This is a genomic window from Phenylobacterium aquaticum (assembly GCF_947378715.1).
In the GTDB taxonomy this organism is placed as follows: domain Bacteria; phylum Pseudomonadota; class Alphaproteobacteria; order Caulobacterales; family Caulobacteraceae; genus Phenylobacterium; species Phenylobacterium aquaticum_A.
Window position 1 is genome coordinate 1 of sequence record NZ_CANCLE010000080.1, and the last position, 17,505, is coordinate 17,505.

The 17,505-nt window shown below is 70.7% G+C and carries 15 protein-coding genes; 6 read left to right on the top strand and 9 right to left on the bottom strand.

What is annotated here, in order from left to right:
- The coding region (locus Q7P21_RS11830) for a beta-N-acetylglucosaminidase domain-containing protein (RefSeq protein ID WP_304177224.1) at positions 1-318 on the bottom strand (318 nt) is incomplete at its 3' end.
- 118 nt (positions 319-436) lie between these two features.
- Here Q7P21_RS11830 and Q7P21_RS11835 point away from each other — a divergent pair.
- From Q7P21_RS11835 to Q7P21_RS11845, 3 genes are read left to right on the top strand one after another with little or no spacing between them, the layout of a single operon-like run.
- Positions 437-1,867 (top strand): MBOAT family protein, encoded by a 1,431-nt coding sequence (locus tag Q7P21_RS11835; RefSeq protein ID WP_304168153.1) that lies wholly within the window; start codon positions 437-439, stop codon positions 1,865-1,867.
- 2 nt (positions 1,868-1,869) lie between these two features.
- Positions 1,870-3,438: a hypothetical protein gene (locus Q7P21_RS11840; protein ID WP_304177226.1), complete on the top strand. Its 1,569-nt coding sequence runs from the start codon at positions 1,870-1,872 to the stop codon at positions 3,436-3,438.
- Entirely contained in the window at positions 3,435-5,300 is a 1,866-nt protein-coding gene (locus Q7P21_RS11845) for a hypothetical protein (RefSeq protein WP_304177228.1), read from the top strand. The genes Q7P21_RS11840 and Q7P21_RS11845 overlap by 4 nt, the downstream gene beginning before the upstream one ends.
- Here the strand turns inward: Q7P21_RS11845 and Q7P21_RS11850 are convergent.
- The gene (locus Q7P21_RS11850; protein ID WP_304177229.1) at positions 5,293-7,233 is read right to left on the bottom strand and encodes a methyltransferase; all 1,941 of its coding nucleotides are present in this window, start codon (positions 7,231-7,233) and stop codon (positions 5,293-5,295) included. The two genes, Q7P21_RS11845 and Q7P21_RS11850, sit on opposite strands and share 8 nt — an antisense overlap.
- Positions 7,234-7,295: 62 nt before the next feature.
- Between Q7P21_RS11850 and Q7P21_RS11855 the strand changes: the two genes are divergently transcribed.
- A complete protein-coding gene (locus tag Q7P21_RS11855; protein ID WP_304177230.1) occupies positions 7,296-8,552 on the top strand; it encodes a DUF4010 domain-containing protein in 1,257 nt (418 codons plus the stop codon).
- Here the strand turns inward: Q7P21_RS11855 and Q7P21_RS11860 are convergent.
- Positions 8,549-8,950, bottom strand: a complete 402-nt coding sequence (locus Q7P21_RS11860) for a hypothetical protein (protein ID WP_304168168.1) — start codon at positions 8,948-8,950, stop codon at positions 8,549-8,551. The two genes, Q7P21_RS11855 and Q7P21_RS11860, sit on opposite strands and share 4 nt — an antisense overlap.
- Before the next feature lie 111 nt (positions 8,951-9,061).
- Here Q7P21_RS11860 and Q7P21_RS11865 point away from each other — a divergent pair, with 111 nt between their 5' ends.
- The gene (locus Q7P21_RS11865; protein ID WP_304168171.1) at positions 9,062-9,331 is read left to right on the top strand and encodes a hypothetical protein; all 270 of its coding nucleotides are present in this window, start codon (positions 9,062-9,064) and stop codon (positions 9,329-9,331) included.
- Between the two features lie 3 nt (positions 9,332-9,334).
- Here Q7P21_RS11865 and Q7P21_RS11870 read toward each other — a convergent pair whose 3' ends face one another.
- Together Q7P21_RS11870 and Q7P21_RS11875 are read right to left on the bottom strand one after the other, a co-directional pair.
- The gene (locus Q7P21_RS11870; protein ID WP_304177232.1) at positions 9,335-10,033 is read right to left on the bottom strand and encodes a DUF4118 domain-containing protein; all 699 of its coding nucleotides are present in this window, start codon (positions 10,031-10,033) and stop codon (positions 9,335-9,337) included.
- A 70-nt stretch (positions 10,034-10,103) separates the two neighbouring features.
- Positions 10,104-11,357, bottom strand: coding sequence for a glutamate carboxypeptidase (locus Q7P21_RS11875; protein ID WP_304177234.1), 1,254 nt, complete (start codon positions 11,355-11,357; stop codon positions 10,104-10,106).
- A 164-nt stretch (positions 11,358-11,521) separates the two neighbouring features.
- Here Q7P21_RS11875 and Q7P21_RS11880 point away from each other — a divergent pair, with 164 nt between their 5' ends.
- On the top strand, positions 11,522-12,718 hold the full coding sequence (locus Q7P21_RS11880) for an MFS transporter (protein ID WP_304177236.1): 1,197 nt from the start codon (positions 11,522-11,524) through the stop codon (positions 12,716-12,718).
- On the opposite strand, the gene Q7P21_RS11885 is transcribed toward Q7P21_RS11880, so the two are convergent.
- Genes Q7P21_RS11885 through Q7P21_RS11900 form a run of 4 tightly spaced genes read right to left on the bottom strand, consistent with a single transcriptional unit; the run spans position 12,715 to position 17,425 of the window.
- Positions 12,715-13,929 carry a glycosyltransferase family 4 protein gene (locus tag Q7P21_RS11885; protein ID WP_304168181.1) on the bottom strand — a complete coding sequence of 405 codons (1,215 nt, stop codon included), beginning with the start codon at positions 13,927-13,929 and terminating at the stop codon, positions 12,715-12,717. The genes Q7P21_RS11880 and Q7P21_RS11885 overlap by 4 nt on opposite strands.
- Positions 13,926-15,782, bottom strand: coding sequence for a hypothetical protein (locus Q7P21_RS11890; protein ID WP_304177238.1), 1,857 nt, complete (start codon positions 15,780-15,782; stop codon positions 13,926-13,928). The genes Q7P21_RS11885 and Q7P21_RS11890 overlap by 4 nt, the downstream gene beginning before the upstream one ends.
- A gap of 57 nt (positions 15,783-15,839) precedes the next feature.
- Positions 15,840-16,592 carry an ABC transporter ATP-binding protein gene (locus tag Q7P21_RS11895; RefSeq protein ID WP_304168187.1) on the bottom strand — a complete coding sequence of 251 codons (753 nt, stop codon included), beginning with the start codon at positions 16,590-16,592 and terminating at the stop codon, positions 15,840-15,842.
- Positions 16,589-17,425, bottom strand: coding sequence for an ABC transporter permease (locus Q7P21_RS11900; RefSeq protein WP_304168189.1), 837 nt, complete (start codon positions 17,423-17,425; stop codon positions 16,589-16,591). The genes Q7P21_RS11895 and Q7P21_RS11900 overlap by 4 nt, the downstream gene beginning before the upstream one ends.
- Positions 17,426-17,505: the final 80 nt, after the last annotated feature.

A 17,505-nucleotide genomic window follows, 5' to 3' on the forward strand; every position in this document is an offset into this window, starting at 1 on the left:
CGCGTCCAGTTCGGCCAGCTTGTCGGCCAGGGCGGCCTTGGCCTCCGCACCGAAGTCCAGATAGAGCTCATAGGGGCTCAGGCCGACGCCGAACCGCACGTTCTCGGTCGCGCAATGGGCGGCCAGGGCCTTCATCTGGGCGTGCTCGCCGGCCGGATGGGCCTCGCGCCAGCGACGGCGCAGGAAGGCGTCGGCCTTGGGGGCGTAGAGGTAGAAGCCATAGCCGTGGGGCTTCAGGGCGGTGACCTGCCGCGCCCGCGCGGTCCAGGACCAGGGCCGGCCGTAATAGCCCTCGATGATCCCCAACTCGACCGACATCGGCGTCCTCCCCAGGTTGCGCGGCTTCTCCATAGCACGGGCTGACAGGCGGGGTTCCAGGCCCTATCAGCTTGAGCTTGGCTGCGCGGTCTGGGCGCGCGGCGGGGGGACGAGACGGGTGCTGTTCAGCTCCATCATCTTCATCTTCTATTTTCTGCCGCTGTTCCTGATCGGCTACTACGCCAGCGGCTGGCGGACCGGCGCCCTGCTGGTCGGCAGCGCGGTGTTCTACACCTGGGGCGAGGGCGCCTATGTCCTGCTGCTGGCCGGGCTGATCGTGGTCAATTGGGCCGGCGGTCTGGCCGTGGCGCGGGCGGGGCGGGGACGCGGCCTGTGGCTCGCGGCCCTGATCGTCCTGGACCTGGGCGTGCTGGGCTATTTCAAATATGCCGGCTTCCTGGCCCAGAACCTCAACGCCATCCTGCCGGGTCATCCCTTGCCCAGCATCGTCCAGCGCCTGCCGCTGGGCATTTCCTTCTTCACCTTCCAGCTGATCAGCTACGCGGTCGACGTCCATCGCGGCGCGGTGAAGGTCGAGCGCGATCCCCTGAAGTTCGCCGCCTATATCCTGATGTTCCCGCACCTGATCGCCGGGCCCATCGTCCGCTACGCCCATATCCGCGACGAGATGCATGGCGACCGCGCGCGGTCGCGGCGGGTGGGGCTGGGGATCCAGTACTTCATCGTCGGGCTGAGCCAGAAGGTGCTGGTCGCCAACAGCGTCGCCCATCTCGCCGACTACGCCTTCGGCCTGCCGGCGGGCCTGGACGCGACCACCGCCTGGCTGGGGGCGCTGGCCTACGCCCTGCAGATCTATTTCGACTTCGCCGGCTATTCGAACATGGCGATTGGCCTGGCCTTCCTGCTGGGCTTCACCTTCCCGAAGAACTTCGACCACCCCTACGCCTCGGCCTCGATCACCGAGTTCTGGCGACGCTGGCACATGTCGCTGTCGGGCTGGTTCCGGGACTATGTCTACATCCCGCTGGGCGGCAATCGCGGCGGGCGGTGGCGCACGGTGCGCAACCTGATGATCGTGTTCCTGCTGACCGGATTCTGGCACGGCGCCGCCTGGACCTTCGTGCTCTGGGGCCTCTATCACGGGGCCTTCCTGATGCTGGAGCGGTTCGGACTGGGCGGGCTGCTGGCCCGTGCGCCGCGCCCGGTCGGCCACCTCTACGCCCTGCTGGTGGTGCTCGGCGGCTGGGTGCTGTTCCGCGCCGCCGACCTGCCCCATGCCCTGGCCTATCTGCACGCCATGGCCGGCGCCTCGGGCTGGACGGCCCAGGGGATCGGCCTGGCCCGGACCCTGAACCTGGAGGTGGTGGCGGCCCTGGTGCTTGGTGTCGCCTTCGCCGGACCGCTCGCCCCTGCAATGATGGCCCGCCTTGGCCGGCCGATCGTCGGCCGGGCCGAGCAGCTGGAGCCCCGGCTGGACACGGTCGCCGTCCATCCCATGCCGGTCTGGCTGCTGGCGGCGGGCTTGGTGCTCAGCGTGGCCCTGCTCACCAACGCCAGCCTCAACCCCTTCCTCTATTTCAGGTTCTGACCATGGACGGACTTGACGCCCATTGGCGCAGACTGATCGGGGTCGTGGCCTTCCTGATGGCCGCCGCCTTCATCCTGCCGGTGCTCGTTCGCGCGCCGAACCTGCAGGAGAACCGCGAGCTGAGCCCGCCGCCGCCCTGGCCGCGTCATCTCAGCGAGGCGCCGGCCTTCCGCGATGGCGTCGAGGCGGCGGTGGCCGACCGCTTTCCGGCGCGGCGGTTCCTGATCCCCTTCCTCAATGCGGCCCGGCTTCCGCTCGGGGTGTCGGGTTCGGGCCGGGTGATCGTCGGACGGGACGGCTGGCTGTTCTACGACAACGGCTCGCACCTAGGCGCCGCGCGGGGCAGCGAGGCCCTGTCTCCGGCCCAGACCCGGGCCTGGCTTCAGGGTCTGGCCGGTCGGACCGAGGCGCTGGGCGCCGTCCCCTATCTGGTCCTGACCCCACCGGTGAAGGAGACGGTCTTTCCGAGGTTCGCCCCGGGCTGGATGGGGCCGCCGGCTCCGGATCGCCCGGCCCTGCGCCTGGCCCGACTGGCGCAGGAGACCGGGGCCGGGACGGTGCTCTATCCGCATGATGCGGTCGCCGCCCAGGGCCCGCGCGCCTATAGCCGCCACGACACCCATTGGACGGGCTATGGCGCCTATGGCGGCTATGAGACCCTGATGCGCGCGCTCCAGTCGCGGGGCGTCGGCCAGGGGCCCCGCCCCCGGTCGGCCTTCGTCGAGGCGCCCATCGCCTATGGGGCGCAGCAGGCCGACCTGGCCAATATGGAGGGGGTGAAGGGTTTCGTCCGCCTGGACAATCCCCAGCTGATCGACCCCCGCGTCCAGGGCCGGGTCGCCATCACCTATCTGGGCGCCGACCATAGCTGGATGGGGCCCCGGGTCATTGAGACCGGAGAGGTCGGCAAGCCCACCCTGATGCTGACCGTGGACTCGTTCTCCAACGCGCTCCTGCCCCTGCTCTATGGCGACTTCAGCCGGCTGATCGTGGCGCACAATCAGGATGGCCCCTGGCGGCCGGACCTGATCGCCGCCTACCACCCTGACGCCGTGGTGCTGGAAGTGCTGGAGACCGGCCTGGCCAGCAGCCTGGTTCCTGGGCCGCCCGCCTCGCCCCAGGCCCGCGACCGCATCGACCAGGTGCTGGGTCCGGCGCCGGCCCTGCGCCCCGTCGGCGCGGAGGCCGCCGCCCTCGATCCCGCCCCGCCCGCCTCCTGCGGCCTGGATGTCGCCGAGCTGACGCCCACCTCGGTCGGCGGGCCCGGATGGCGGTTGCGGGCGGCCGGCTGGATCTCGGATCTTGGCCCGGGTCCCGGCCTGGTGGCGGGTCGAATCCGGCTGACCGGCCCAGGCGGAGACTGGGTGGGCGACCTGGCGGTGACCCAGGACCGCCCCGACGTCGCCGCCTTTTTCCACAAGCCCCAGGTCGCGGTCAGCGGCTATGAGCAGACGGTGTCGACCGGCCCCCTGGCGGCCGGCGCCTATGCGGTCCGGCTCTATCGGCGGACCCCGGGCGGCTGGGTGAGTTGCAAGGGCCGCGATCTCACCCTGGGAGGTCGGGCGCCATGATCAATCTCGCCGAGGTCGAACGCGCCGTCCATGGCCGGGCGCCGGACGCCCTGGACCGGGTGCTCGACGCGGTGACGGCCCTGACCGGAGACGAGCCGGTCCGCCTTGGCTATCCGGCCGCGCCGGACGCCGGACCTCTGCGCCTGGCCTATACGCGGCTGGCGGCGGCGTTGACCGCCGTGCTCTGCGCGCCGGACCTGGAGCTCGGCGAGGACCAGCTGCTGCGGCTGATGTTCGCCCACCGGGAGATCGGCCACCTGTTCGCGGCCAGCGCCTTCGACGGCGCCGAGGCCGGGTTGCTGGCCCTGTTCCCTGATGGACTCAAGGCCGCCGCCGAAGGGTCCCGCAGCCGGATCGCGGCCTATCTGGCGCTGCTGAATCTCGACGCGCGGCTGGACCTGGATTTCGTGGCCCTGTTCGACCTGCCGCCAGACCTGGCCCTGCTGAGCTATCTGTCCCTGGTCAGCCAGTCGCCCGTGCGCACCCTGGTCGGCGCTCAAAGACGGGAGGCGCTGCTGGAGGCGGCCGACCGCATCGGCGCCCTGTCCGTCGGCCCGCGTCTGCGCGCCATCGTGTTGATCTCCGTCGCCTGGATGGATTGCAGCTATGCCTCGGGGCCGCACAAGCACCGGCTCAAGGCCGTCCTGAACGGCCTCCTGCGGCGTCTGGGCGAGGCCATGGGCTTCCATGACCTCGCGCCGCCCGCGCCGCATCCCGGGAAGCCCCGGATGGTGGTCGCCGCCGAGATCATCCACGCTCGCCATGTGCAGTACCGCTATTTCGGCCAGTATCTGCGCCAGCTGCGCACCCGCTTCCACCTGGTGCTGCTGACCGAGAAGAGCGAGGTCGACGCCCATGTCTCGGCCCTGTTCGACGAGGTCGTGACCTTCGAGCGTCAGGCCAGCGGCGGCCATCTGGCGGAGATCTTCGACCACTTCCGCAGCCTCGCCCCGGACGCGGTCTTCTGGCTGAGCGTCGGCATGCGCCACTGGGGCCCGGTGTTCGCCAACCTGCGACTGGCGCCGCTGCAGTTCACGGCCATCGGCCACTCGGCCTCCACCTTCTGCCCGACCCTCGACTATTATCTGATCGAGCAGGGCTATGTGTCCGATCCGGCCCTGTTCGGAGAACGGGTGCTGCTGCTGCCCGACGAGAGCCTGAGGTTCGAGCGCGCGCCGGCCTATGTCCCGATCCCGCCCCAGGTTCGCGACCAGGCCGACACCGTGCGGATCGCCGTGCCCAGCAATATGCTGAAGTTGAACCCGGGGTTCCTGACCCTGCTCGGCCAGATCCAGGCGCGCGCCTCTCGCCCCGTGGCGTTCGAGTTCTTTCCCAACGCCCGGGGCGGCGCCGTCGAGGCCTTCCGCCGTGGCGTGCTGCGGTCCCTGAAGGCGGTCACGGTCCACTCGACCCTCGGCTACGAGGGCTATCTGGCGGCCCTGTCGGCCTGCGACCTGATCCTCAGCCCGTTCCCGTTCGGCGGATTGCACAGCGTCGTTGACGGCCTGCGCCAGGGCCTCCCGGTGGTGGCCATGGAGCGGCCTGAGCCGCACGGCATGACCGACGCCATGCTGCTGCGCCTGCTGGGCATGCCGGACTGGATAATCGCCGAGACCGAGGACGCCTATGTCGCCGCCGCCCTGAGGGTGATCGGCGATGATGACCTGCGGGGGGCGCTGAGCCGTCAGGCCGTGGCGCTGGACATCGACCAGCGCCTCTTCGGCGATGCGACCACGCCGCTGCGGTCCGAGGTCTCGGATCTGGTCTGGGCGGTCTGGCGGTCTCACGCCGCGATCATGGCCAGCGACCTGAAGGCCCTGGACCTCGCGGCTGTCCAGGCGCTCGCCGCACCGTCTAGCTGAGTTCCGCCGACAGCCGGTCGTCTTCCAAGGCGGTCAGGCCGGCGGCGCCCTCGCGCTGATCGCCCCGGTGGATCTGGTTGGCCTCGCGGATCGCCGCCCCGGTCTCGTCATAGAGGAAGGGCAGGAAGGCGAACCGCCGTCCGGCCGTCACCGGCAGGGCTTCGTGCAGCAGGCCGCAGGCGAACACCACCGCGCCCCCGGTCGGCGGCCGATAGGTTTGCAGGCCATATTCCGGGAACCTCAGGTCGCCGCCCTCGAAGTCGTCGCTGTTCAGGTTGATGGAGACCGCGAACCGCCGGTGCGCCGTGACCCGGGTGGTGTTGTCCCGATGCGCCCGGAACACCCCGCCCTCGGCGGCGTCGTAGCAGGAGACCAGATAGCGCTCGATACGGGTGGCCTCGAAGCAGAAGGCCTTGGCGATCTCGGGGACCAGGCGGCGGCGCAGGGCGTCGCGCAGCTCGGCCCGCAGCTCCGGCGCCGCCACCAGCACGTCGCGCCGCTGCTTGAAGGCGTCCATCACCGCCATGGTCTTGCCGTCGATGTCGCGCATCACCCCGGAGGCCCGCCCGCCGGTTGTCTCATAGAGCGCGATCAGCCGTGCGCAGAGATCAGGCTCGAAGATCCGGGGCACGATCAGGGCCGGGGCGCTCAGCGGCGTCCGCGCATGGTCCTGGGGCGGGGGCAGGTTGGGCAGGGCCGCGAACAGCCCGGCCTCGGCCCCCACCGGCGCCGTGGCCAGCACCCGCAGGGTGGGGTCGAGCAGGACCCAGACGGAGGCGTCCGATCCGTCGGCGTCGACCGCCCCATAGAGCCGGCTCACCGCGCCATCGCGGTCCAGGATCCAGCGTAACCCCGGCTGGTCGCGGACCTGGGCGATCGTCGCCGCGTCGCGGAGCACCGCGAAGGCGGTCAGTCGGGCGTCATCGAACATCGGCTGGTGCGCCGCCAGCACCCGCAGCGCCCCGGCGCGGGCCTGATCGTCCAGCGGCATGAAGCCGATCAGGACGTACTGGCCGCCCAAGCTTGAGAAATCGAAGTCCGGCAGGCTCTCTGTGGGGGCCGTGAACCAGGGCGCCGGCTCGCCGCGCGCGACGGTCGCCGCCGCCTCGGGCGCGCGCCGGGCCGCCGGGTTCGCGATCTTCGGACGCATCACCAGCCAGGGCGTCGGCGTTTCCCGCCACTCCCAGACCGCCAGCAGGTGGTCGAGATGTCCCAGGCCCTTGAGCCAGGCGGGCAGGGGCGTGGTCTTGCCGCCCTGGTCCACCCGGACGATGTCGTGGGTGGTCGAGAACCGGGCTGTGAGGGTGGCGAGCGCCCCAGGCTGAAGATGGTCATGGGTCTCGACGATGATGCTCATGCCGGCGAGCGCGGGACTCTGGTCCGGCTGCAGGACGTCCAGCTCGGCGCCCTCGACGTCGACCATCACCACGCAGCGGCGGTCGGCGAAGGCCTGGAAGCCATCGGGGGCGAACCGCTCCCCGATCACCACCCGGTCGGCGACCCCGTTGGCCTGGGCCAGCTCCGCACAGGCGGTCCGGGCGCGCGCGTCGATGTCATAGGCGTGGACGGTTGTCTCCGGCATCAGCCGCGCCAGGCCGACGGCGTAGTAACCCTCGGCGCAGCCGACATCGATCACACAGTCCGGCGCTTCGTCGACCAGGGCCTGGATGTGCGGATGAAGCTCGGATTCATAGGCGCCCAGCAGCCGGGCCGCCAGCGCGCCCTCCGTGGCGTTCTTGACATAGGTCATGCCGGCGAACGGACCATGGAGGATGGTCTGGCCATGCTGTTGAATCAGGGTGTTGGCGATGATCTGCGAGCGCCACTTGGCCATCAGCCGCAGGACGCCATTGAGTTCCGGGACCGGGGTGAGGGGCCTGTCCGAGGCGATCCGCAGTTTCAACTGCTGGACGACGGTCTCATTGATATCCATGGGCCAACTATCCGGCTGGGCCCCGGGCGATCAAGCTCTAAGCCGGCGGGAGGACTTCAGCCTTGGCGATCGATCTGTTCCATCGCCCCGAGTGGCGGCTGCTGGTGGCGCTGGGCGTCGGCCTGCTGATCGGCGTCGATCGCGAGCGTCGCAAGGGCGAGGGCGGCGCCCGCGGCTATGCGGGCCTGCGCACCTTCGCCCTGGCTGGGCTGGTCGGCGGGATTGTGGGCCTGCTGGGCCAGCCCCTGCTGACCGCCGTCGCCGGCCTGGCGGTCGCGGGCGCAATCCTGGCGGGCTACATGCTGGGCGAGCGGCATGACCCTGGCCTGACCACCGAGGTCGCCTTCTTCGCCACTTTCCTGCTGGGCGTGATCGCCGCCGGCCGCCCCGCCCTGGCGGGAGAGGCCGGCGTGGTCGTGGCCGCCCTGCTGGCCTGGCGCACGCCGCTGCACCGGCTGGTGCGCGAGAGCCTGAGCGAACAGGAGCTGTTGGACGGCCTGAGCTTCGGCATCGCGGCCCTGGTGATCCTGCCCCTGCTGCCTGACCGGGCGGTCGATCCCTGGGGCCTGATCAATCCGTTCCTGTTGTGGCGGCCGGTGGTCGTCCTGATGGGGCTGAGCGCGCTCGGCTATGTCGCCCTGCGCCTGGCCGGCGCCCGCTACGGCCTGCTGGTCGCGGGCCTAGCCGGAGGGTTGGTGTCGTCCACGGCGGCGATCGCGGCCATGGCCGGTCGCGCCCGGCACGACGCGCGCCTGGTCCCCTCGGCGGCGGCGGGCGGGGCGGCGTCCATGCTATCGAGCCTGGCCTATCTGGCCGCCCTGGTCGCTGCGGCGCGACCCCAGTTGCTGACGATCCTCGCCATCCCCCTGGCGACCGGGGGCCTGGCGATCCTGGCCTATGCCGGCCTGCTCGCGCGACGCAGCGTCGGGGCCGTGGAGGAACAGGTCGATCCGGGGCGGGCTTTCAACCTGCGGGTGGCTCTGGTGTTCGTGGCCCTGGTCACGGCCTTCACCCTGCTGGCCCGGGGACTGGATGTCTGGCTGGGCATGGCCGGCATGCTCGCTGGCGCGACCCTGACCGGGCTGGTCGACGCCCATGCGGCGGCGGTCTCCATGGCCGCCCTGGCGGTGAGCGGAGCGAGCGATGACCGGACGGCGGCCATGGGCGTCCTGTTGGGCCTGTCCTCGAACATGCTGATCAAGGCGCCGGCGTCCTTCGTGCTCGGCGGCCGCGCCTTCGGCTGGCGGGTCAGCCTGGGCGCCGGGGTGTTGCTGGCGGGCCTGTGGGTCGGGGCGGCGCTGCAGAGCGCCTGTCTCTAGGCTTTGGGCCGGGGCGCGAAACGGGCCCGAAACCGCTCGACCACCACGGGGAACAGGGCGGCGGCGACGCCACCGAGGTCCGCCACCGCATTGTTCCAGGCCTGCATGTGCGGGATGCCGCGCGCCAGCTGCAGGCCCTCCAGCCCCAGGGCGAACAGCGCATAGCCGATCCCGATCCGCCGGATCTGGATACGCGGCATGGCCGCCGCCCCCGCGACGGCGGCGATATAGTAGGCCGCGAAGTGTTCGAGATAGTGCGAGTGCAGCACCTTAGGCAGCAACCAGCCGGGTGCGATGACCGCCAGCACGATGGCGAGCGCCGTCAGACCGAAGGCCAGTCGGGCCGCCACGGCCAGGAGGCCGGTGTCGGGATAGGAGGTCGAGGTCTCTAGGGTCATGCTCAGGGCTCGCCGGCTGGACAGGTCCCGGCCATCTAAGCCTGCCATGACCCCGGACGCCATAGCGCCCGGTGCGCGCCTTTCCAGGGGGAATCATGCGAGGTTCCCGCCATGTCCAGTCAACCCGGCCTGCCGGACTTCGACCTTCCGATGATCTTCGGCGACCAGGTGGCCGGCCTCGGCTTCCAGGCCGGGACCTTTCGCGTGGCCCTGGCCGCCAATGTCACGGACGGCCAGGGGCGCGAGCACCTGGTGAAGTCCGGCTTCCTGATCCTGAGCCCTGACGGCATGCTCGAGCTGCGTAGCCAGATCGACCAGATGCTGATCGAGCTTGAGCGCAAGGGCGTGCTCAGCCTGCGCCCGGAGCGGCTCGACGGCTAAGGGTCAGTGCAGGGTGGCCCTGGGCGCCTCGATCGGCATGGGCTCCACAAGCGGCGTGGAGGGCTGGGCCTCTGAACCTTGACGCGGTGGCGGGGCGGTTTCGCCCGGTTGGCCGGCGAAGTCGCGGTGCAGGCGCGCGATCAGCAGAGACTGCTCTGCGGCGCGTTGCAGGGTCGCCGCCAGGGTGGGATCGCGTCGCGCCTCGGCCTCAATCGTCAGCAAGCCCGAGACCCGCTCCAGGTGATCGGTGACCCGGGCGGAGAGAACCTTGAACCGCTCCGCCTCATGTCGGGCGAGGAGGTCGGTCTGGTCCTGGCGCCGGGTGACCTCCTTCAGGGCCTGCATCAGGCCGCAGATCAGGATGATGCCGATGGCGCAGGTCACGGCGAAGAACGACACGCCGGTGAGGCTGGCGGGCGTCAGCTTCCATTGCAGGGCCGGCGGCGCGAACACCCAATAGCCCAGGGCCGCCGACAGCCCCGCCGCGAGGATCGCCGGCCGGGCCCCCAGCGCATAGGCCGACATCAGCACGATCGGATAGAACACCGTGTAGATGTGGGCGACGCCGAACACCGGGGTCAGCAGGAAGCGCAGCACCAGGCCGGCCGCCACCAGGCTCAGAGCCGAGACATATTTCAGCCCCGCCGGATTGAGCGTCGGGTCGCGCGGATGGCGCCGGGGCGGAGAGATCTGGCGGGTCATGCGGGAAACTCAGATCGACAAATCCCCATAATGGGCTTCGTCGATCTGTCAAAGCGCGGTCGGATCAAGCTTATCGCGCCGGCTTCGGCGGCGAGGCGCCCAGCTCCATGATCAGTTTGGTCAGGAGATAGAGCCGGGGCGTCACCGACGTCATGTCCATGAACTCCTTGGTCGAGTGGAAGCCGCCGCCGACCGGGCCCAGGCCGTCCAGGGCCGGAATGCCCGCCTCATAGGCCAAGGCCGATTCCGAGGCGCCGCCGTTGCCGCCGAGGCCCAGGGTCAGGCCGAGCGGGGCGTAGATCGCCTGGGCGCGGGCGGCCAGGGCGTCGGTCATCGGGTTGTTGGGCAGGGGCGGGAAGGAGCTCTCGCGGCTGACGGTGACCTTGGTGTCCGGCACGACCGTGGTCTGGGCGGATTTTTCGAAGCCGGCCACCACCGCGTCCAGGTCGGCCTTGGAGCGGATGCGCACATTGATCTGGGCGCGGGCGTTCTCGGGAATGATGTTGTAGCGCGAGCCGGCGTTGATGATGGTCAGATTGACCGTCGTGCCCTGGCCGGAATGCGGGAACTGGTCGACGGTCGCCAGCTGGTGAACCAGCTCGGTGGCGGCGTTGCGGCCGTCCTGCGGGGCGACCCCGGCATGGGCCGCGCGGCCCTTCACGTCGATGTCGATGGTGGACGAGCCCTTGCGCCAGACGGTGATCACGTCGGGTGAATCGCCGGGCTCCAGGTTCAGCTCGACGTCGTGCTCATGCACCAGCCTGTCGATCAGCTTGCGGGTCCCGGGTGAGCCGCGCTCCTCGCTGGTCTCGATCAGCAAGGTGAGCTTGGCGAAATTCTTGAAGCCCAGCTGGTTCAGGATCTTCAGGGCGAAGACGCCCTCGACCACCCCGCCCTTCTCGTCGGTGATCCCCGGCCCATGGCCGACGTCGCCCTCGATGCTGAACGGCCAATTGGCCACCGTGCCGGGGCCGAACACCGTGTCGATGTGGCCGATCAGCAGGATCTTGGCCTTGCCGGTCCCGGTCAGGGTGGCGACCGTGTTCTCGGGCAGGCCGTCGATTTCGGCGGGCACGCTTTCCACCGTCATGCCCAGCGCCTTCAGCTGCGGGATCAGCAGGGCGGCGACCTTGCGGCCCCCCTCCACGTCGCCGGTGCCGGAATCGATGTTCACCACCTGCTTCAGCAGCTCGAGCTGGGCGGGCCTCGCGGCTTCCGCCGCCGCCCAGACCTTGGCGTCCTTGCCAGCCGCCAGGGCGGTTCCGCCCAGGCCCAGGACCATCGCCGCCGTCGCCGCGCCGCACAGCCAGGTGGAAGTCTTCATCGCTTACCTCAATGTCGCAAACAGGCGCGGACAATGGCCGTCCGCCCGGCGCCCCGCAAGTCGGGCCCGCCCTATGGGTTCCGACGGAGCCAGGATGCATCCAGGGTAGCGCTTCGCGCCGGCTTCGGGTTCAGATGGCGGCGGATTCGCGGGGGATGCTCACCATGGCCGACACGGCCGCTAAACCGATCAACGCCAGCCTGGTGGTGGCCATCTGTTTCTGCATCGCCGCGCTCGAGGGCTATGACATCCAGGCCTTCGGCATCGCCGCCCCCCAGTTCGCCCCGCAGCTCCACCTGTCGCCGGGCCAGATGGGTTGGGCGGGGTCCGCCACCATGCTGGGATTGATGCTGGGCGCCCTGGGCGGCGGCTGGTTCGCCGACCGGGCGGGCCGCCGGCCGGTGCTGGCGGTGGCGGTGGCCGCCTTCGGCCTGTTCTCGGTGGGGACGGCCTTCTCCAACAGTTTCGAAACCCTGACCCTGTCGCGCCTCCTGACCGGTGTCGGCTTCGGCGGCGCCATGCCCAATCTGATCGCCATCGCCACCGAGATCAGCCCGCTCAACCGGCGGGCGGCGACCACCACCAGCATGTTCTGCGGCCTGCCGGCCGGCGGCTCCGTGGTGGCTCTGATCGCCCACCAGGGCCAGCACATGATGGACTGGCGGATGATCTTCCTGATCGGCGGCGCCCTGCCGCTGCTGCTCACGCCGGTCATCCTGATGCTGATGCCGGAGACCCGGCCCACCCATGCCCCCGACGCCGACCGCCGCGTGCTGGCGGGCGTCTTCGCCAAGGGCCGGGCGATCCCGACCCTGCTGATCTGGGTGGTGTTCGGCCTCGACCTCCTGGTCACCTATCTGCTGCTCAATTGGCTGCCGACCCTCGTCGTGGCCAAGGGGTTCAGCCCGGCGGAGGGGGCGACCGCCTCCCTGTGGTTCAACGGCTTCTCCATTGTCGGCGCTCTGTTCCTGGGCTGGCTGGCCGACCGGGTCGGGTTCCGCTGGCCGGCGACCCTGATGTTCCTGGGACTGGCGGGGGCGATGTATGGCCTGGCCCACGCGACCGGCCTGTCGGCGATCCTCGCCTGGGCGGGGGCGGCCGGCTTCGTGGTGGTGGGCGGGCTCTATGTGCTCTACGCGCTGGCCCCGATCTATTATCCGATCCCGATCCGCGCGGGGGGCGCGGGCGCCGCCATCGCCGTCGGGCGGCTGGGCTCCATCGCCGGACCGATCCTGGCCGGGAACCTGCGGACGATCGGCTACAGCCCTGACCAGGTGTTCGCCGCCATGATCCCCGCCGCCCTGGTCGCCGCCGCGGCGGTCTGGGGGCTGATGACCGTGGGCAAGCCGGTGGAGGATTAACCCCGCTTGGCCGCCAGGGCCGCCTGCTGCACCGCGTCGGGCAGGGTGGCGAACCAGGCCTGGGGCGACAGCCGCTCGGCGATCCGGCGCCTGCCGGCTTCCGCCAGCCTGCGGCCCAGCTCCGGCTTGAGTCGCAGGCGTCGCAGGGCCTCGGCGGCGGCCTCCAGGTCAGGCTCGGCCCAGGTCTGGCCGCGATAGATCCCCTGCGGATCCTCGACCGCCGTCTGGGTCGCCGGGATCATCAGGGCGCAGGTCTCGTCCATGAAGTCCAGGTTGCCGGACCAGGCGGTGGCGACAGCCGGGGCGCCCAGCGCCATGGCCTCGGCCGGGGTCAGCCCAAAGCCTTCGGCCCGGTGCAGGGAGATCAGCACATCCGCCGCCGCGATCAGGCTCTTCACGCGGGCGTAGGGCCAGACCCCGTCCTCGATCGTCACATTGGCCGGGGCCGAGGCCCGCAGGGCCGCCAGGGCCTCCGGGAACCGCGCGCCGTTCTGGGTCTTCAGGATCAGCTGCGCGGTCGGATCCTCGCCGAACGCCTTGGCGAAGGCGGCGATGGTCCCGTCCGGGTTCTTGCGGGCCATCGAGGAGTTGAAGTCGAACAGTCCCACCGCCAGGAAGCCTGCGGCGCGCGGCGCCGGGGCCACGTCGCGATAATCCTCGAGGAAGAAAGGGTGCGGCACCACCCGTACAGGCGCGCCGGCGTGGGCGAAGGCCTCAGCGGTGTAGTGACTGGGCGCCCAGATCTCTTCCACCAGGCCTGAGTCCTTCAGCCAGCTGGGCGGCGCTGCGGGCAGCTCCCAGGCCCAGTAGCCGTAGCGCGGGCCGCGCAGGCGGCGGGGATCGAGCTGGGCCAGGGCGGCGAGCATCTCCGGCGGATTGAGGTGGAAGATCCAGGGGCCGGATCGCAGCGCGGGCTGTGGCGGGGGCAGCCAGTCCAGCCGCGCGCCCGTGACATCGACCCGCTCCACCGGCACGCCCAGGGCCTCGAAGGCCCGGGCCGCCTGGCGGGCGGAGGCGGCGATGCCGTGCGAGGCCTCGAACCAGCCCACCACCCGCACCGGTCCGCGCCAGGCCTCGGCCTCGTGCGGCGCTTCGGCGGCCTTGCGGACCTGGGCCTCCAGCAGTCCGGCCAGAAGGGGCTGGGCCCCCATCCGCAGCCCTGGCGGCGCGAGGCTTCGCCACAGTCGCCGGGCGGGATCGAACAGGCTCATGGACGCGTGGCCGAACGCCAGGCGACCCCCTGGGCCAGCAGGGCGACGGCGTCGGCGGAGGCGAGGCCGGGGCGGGTGGCGAACACCACTTCCGTGGCCCGGGCCGGGGGTGAGGCGGGCGCGCCGGCGGCGTCGCGGAAGCGTCCGGTCGCGGCCTCGAACACCCGGTCCCCAGCCGCCGCCAGGTCCGGCCGCCAGGCTTCGACCACATGCAGGCGGGCGCAGGCGCCCTGGCTCCGGGGGCGGCGCGACAGGGGCGCGGCCGGGCGGCTCATCAGCTGGGCGAGGCGCCAGGCGGGATGGCCCCGCACCTGGGCCGGCAGGTCGGCGGCGTCGATCCCCGCCTCGGCCAGCCCGCCGCCGATCAGCCAGCGCAGGAAGCCGAAGCGCGACTTCAGGCGGGTCAGGGGAAACAGCTTCTGCAGGTCGGTCCTGGCCTCCCACAGCCGCAGGAACAGGTGCGGGAAGGGGACGCCGCGCGCCATGGCCGCCACCGGCGCGTCGAGGGCGGGCCGTGCGGCTGGCGACCATCCGGCCCGACCGGCCAGACCATAGGCGGCGAGCTCGGGGTCCAGGCTCTCGCCGAGCGCATAGCCGGCGGCGCGGGCGGCGAGCTCGGGGCTGATCGCCTCGCCCAGGAAGCGGGGATCGAACCGGCCGGCCAGGGCCTCAGGCCCGATCAGCCAGGCCTTGAGACCCTCGCCATCGCCGGCGAACCGCTCGCGCAGATCCTTCCGCGCGGCCAGCAGGGCGCCGATGGCCGGGGGCGGCCAGGCAGTGATCAGGGCGAGCGTCAGCTCGTCGGAGCCCGCCAGCCAGGGCGCGTCCGGCGGGGTCGCCGGGCTGCGGGTGGTCTCGCGGGGTGCGTCCAGCCAGGTCTCGGCGGCCGCCGTCAGCCCGCCGCCGAAGTCCTCGCCCCGGCGCGCGGCGTCCAGCATGCGGCGGCGCTCGGCGGGCGTCACCAGCCGGCCGGAGGGCAGGGTCCGGTGACCGTAGGGCGTGGCGCTGGCCGCCGCATGGCCATGGGCCAGCATGACCCTGGCATAGTCGGCGCAGAGCGCGGCCAGCGGCGATCCGGCCGCGATCCGCACCCGGTCCTGATGCTTGGACAGCACTTCGGGCCGGGCCGGGTCGAAGCCGGAGAAGTGGAAGAACACCAGCGGTTCGCCGTCCACGCTCCAACCGTCGGGGCCCTGGGCCAGCACCCGGTCATCGAGGTTCCAATAGGCGAGGTTGAGGGCAGGGGTCCGCAGGAGCGCCAGGTCGCTGACGAAGCCCGGCGCCAGATCCATCCACTTCTGGTCGGTGAACAGGCCGGCGGCGAAATCCACCCGGCAGTCGAACCGCAGCCGCTCGCCCCACCAGTCCAGGAGGGCGGTGATCTGCGGCTCGTCGCGCACCGCCATGAAGCCGAGGTTGTAGGCCCCGGACGCCAGGATCACCCGGTCCGACGGATTGGCCTCGCCCTTCAGGGGGCGGGTGATGTGCGGGGTCAGAGCCAGGGGCGCGCGGGCCAGGCCCTGGCGCACGGCCTCCAGCGGTCGATAGACGAAGATGTCGGGGTCCAGATAGACCGCCTGGCCGATCTCGGGCCGGGCCAGCAGGGCCCTGAAGGCGTGCGGCTTGATGGCGGTATTGAGCTCGATGGCGTCGTAATAGGCGCACATGGCCGCGAAGTTCGGGGTGAAGCCGCCGGCCTCCAGCACCTCGATCCCCGGATCGGCGAAGACCATCGGCCCGTCCGAGGCCACCACCACCCGGCGCACCCCGGGCTCCACGACCGCCAGGCTGGCCATCAGGGTCGCGGCCTGGGCCTGGTAGTTGCGCGAGACGATGGTGAAGACGACGTCCAAGGGCTTCCCGCGCGACGACAGACCGAGATGCAGCTGTAGCAGGCCGCGCGTGAGCCGTCAGGCGGCGGCGAGCAACTGGTCGAGCTTCTTGATGTCGACCATGGGCGAGGCGACGCCCGCGTCCATGCGCATGACCTTGTTGCAGTAGAGCCGGATCAGGTCGAGGTCGTGGCTGGCCAGCACCAATATGCCCGCCCGCTCCACCAGGCTGAGCAGCCGGGCATGGGCGATCTTCTGGAATTGGGCGTCGCCGACCGCGATCCACTCGTCCATCAAGAGCACATCGGCGTCGACGGCGGTGGCGACGGCGAAGGCCAGGCGCGCCTGCATCCCGGCCGAATAGGTCTTCAGCGGCATGGCCAGGAAGGGACCGAGGCCCGTGAAGGCGCCGATCTGGTCCATCTTGGCCTCGATCTCCTTGGCGGAGAGGCCGGCGATGCGGCCGCGCAGGCGGATGTTCTCCAGCCCCGTGGCCGAGGGGTCGATGCCGAGGCTGAGGTCGAGCAGCGGCGCGATGCGGCCATTGACCTCGATCGTGCCCTCGTCCGGCTCATAGGCGCCCGACAGGGCCCGCAGCAGGGTGGTCTTGCCCGAACCATTATGGCCGATCAGGCCCAGCCGGTCGCCGGCCTTGAGCTTGAGATTGAGCCCCTGGATGGCGGTGACGTCGGTCGCGCCGTGGTGCGCGCCCAGCTGGCCGCCGACCGCGACCCGGGCCAGGTGCTTCTTCAGCGACTTGGCGTCCACCCCATAGACCGGGAAACGCATGGTCAGGTCGGTGATGGTGATCGAGACCGGGGGCGGCTTCATAGGTAATGCACGATCCGGCGGCGGATGACCGCGAAGACGGAGAAGGTGGCGGTCCAGCCGACCACGGCCATGGTCGAGAGCACCGCATAGCTGAGACCCGACGGCATGCGGCCCATCAGGGGCGAGCGGATGACGTCGAGCATGTGGAAGAACGGATTGAACACCAGCACCGCGTGCTTGGCCAATATGCCGTGGCCGGGCAGCCAGAACACCGGGGTCAGGAAGATGGCGAACTGCATCACCGAGCCGACGATCTGCGGGATGTCGCGGAACCGGGCCGAGGCCAGGGCCACCGCGAAACTGATCCAGATGACGTTCAGCAGGGTGAGCGCGAGGCCCACAAAGGCCAGGGGCACATTGGCCTTGCGCCAATAGCCGTACCAGATCAGCACGCCGACGATGATCACCGTGTGGTGCGCCAGATTGATCAGGTTCCTGAGCGCCGTGCGCCACACGAAGGTGAACATCGGCAGCGAGGTCTGGCTCAGCATCCCCTTGGCGGCGACGAAGGTGTCGCAGCCCTCGATGATGGTCAGCGAGATCATCCCCCAGAACACGATGCCGATGGCGACCCAGGGCATGAATTCGTCGAGGGCGATGTGGAACAGCTTCGAATAGATGAAGCCGATGCCCAGCACCATCAGGGCCATGGAGAGCGTGATCCAGAACGGTCCCAGGATCGAGCCGCGATAGCGCGACACCACGTCATGCCAGGCCAGCGACCAGGCCAGGCCGACCTTCTGGCTGGAAGCCCGCAGGTCCGCGAGCGCCATGCTGAACTCATGCAGGGTTCCACGGCGGCCCGTGCGCAGCATGTGTTCGGCGATCTGCATTCAGGCTCCTGGCGAGTGGGCGCTGGTAACAGGTCGCATTTGGCGGGGCAAGCATGGCGCCTCTGGGGCGCCGCGACGCA

Excerpts from the sequence above, each read along its gene's own strand:
- Q7P21_RS11860 (WP_304168168.1), bottom strand. The coding sequence starts at position 8,950 with ATGACCCTAGAGACCTCGACCTCCTATCCCGACACCGGCCTCCTGGCC.
- Q7P21_RS11895 (WP_304168187.1), bottom strand. The coding sequence starts at position 16,592 with ATGAAGCCGCCCCCGGTCTCGATCACCATCACCGACCTGACCATGCGT.
- Q7P21_RS11875 (WP_304177234.1), bottom strand. The coding sequence starts at position 11,357 with ATGAAGACTTCCACCTGGCTGTGCGGCGCGGCGACGGCGGCGATGGTC.
- Q7P21_RS11870 (WP_304177232.1), bottom strand. The coding sequence starts at position 10,033 with ATGACCCGCCAGATCTCTCCGCCCCGGCGCCATCCGCGCGACCCGACG.
- Q7P21_RS11900 (WP_304168189.1), bottom strand. The coding sequence starts at position 17,425 with ATGCAGATCGCCGAACACATGCTGCGCACGGGCCGCCGTGGAACCCTG.
- Q7P21_RS11865 (WP_304168171.1), top strand. The coding sequence starts at position 9,062 with ATGTCCAGTCAACCCGGCCTGCCGGACTTCGACCTTCCGATGATCTTC.
- Q7P21_RS11885 (WP_304168181.1), bottom strand. The coding sequence starts at position 13,929 with ATGAGCCTGTTCGATCCCGCCCGGCGACTGTGGCGAAGCCTCGCGCCG.
- Q7P21_RS11850 (WP_304177229.1), bottom strand. The coding sequence starts at position 7,233 with ATGGATATCAATGAGACCGTCGTCCAGCAGTTGAAACTGCGGATCGCC.
- Q7P21_RS11845 (WP_304177228.1), top strand. The coding sequence starts at position 3,435 with ATGATCAATCTCGCCGAGGTCGAACGCGCCGTCCATGGCCGGGCGCCG.
- Q7P21_RS11880 (WP_304177236.1), top strand. The coding sequence starts at position 11,522 with ATGGCCGACACGGCCGCTAAACCGATCAACGCCAGCCTGGTGGTGGCC.
- Q7P21_RS11840 (WP_304177226.1), top strand. The coding sequence starts at position 1,870 with ATGGACGGACTTGACGCCCATTGGCGCAGACTGATCGGGGTCGTGGCC.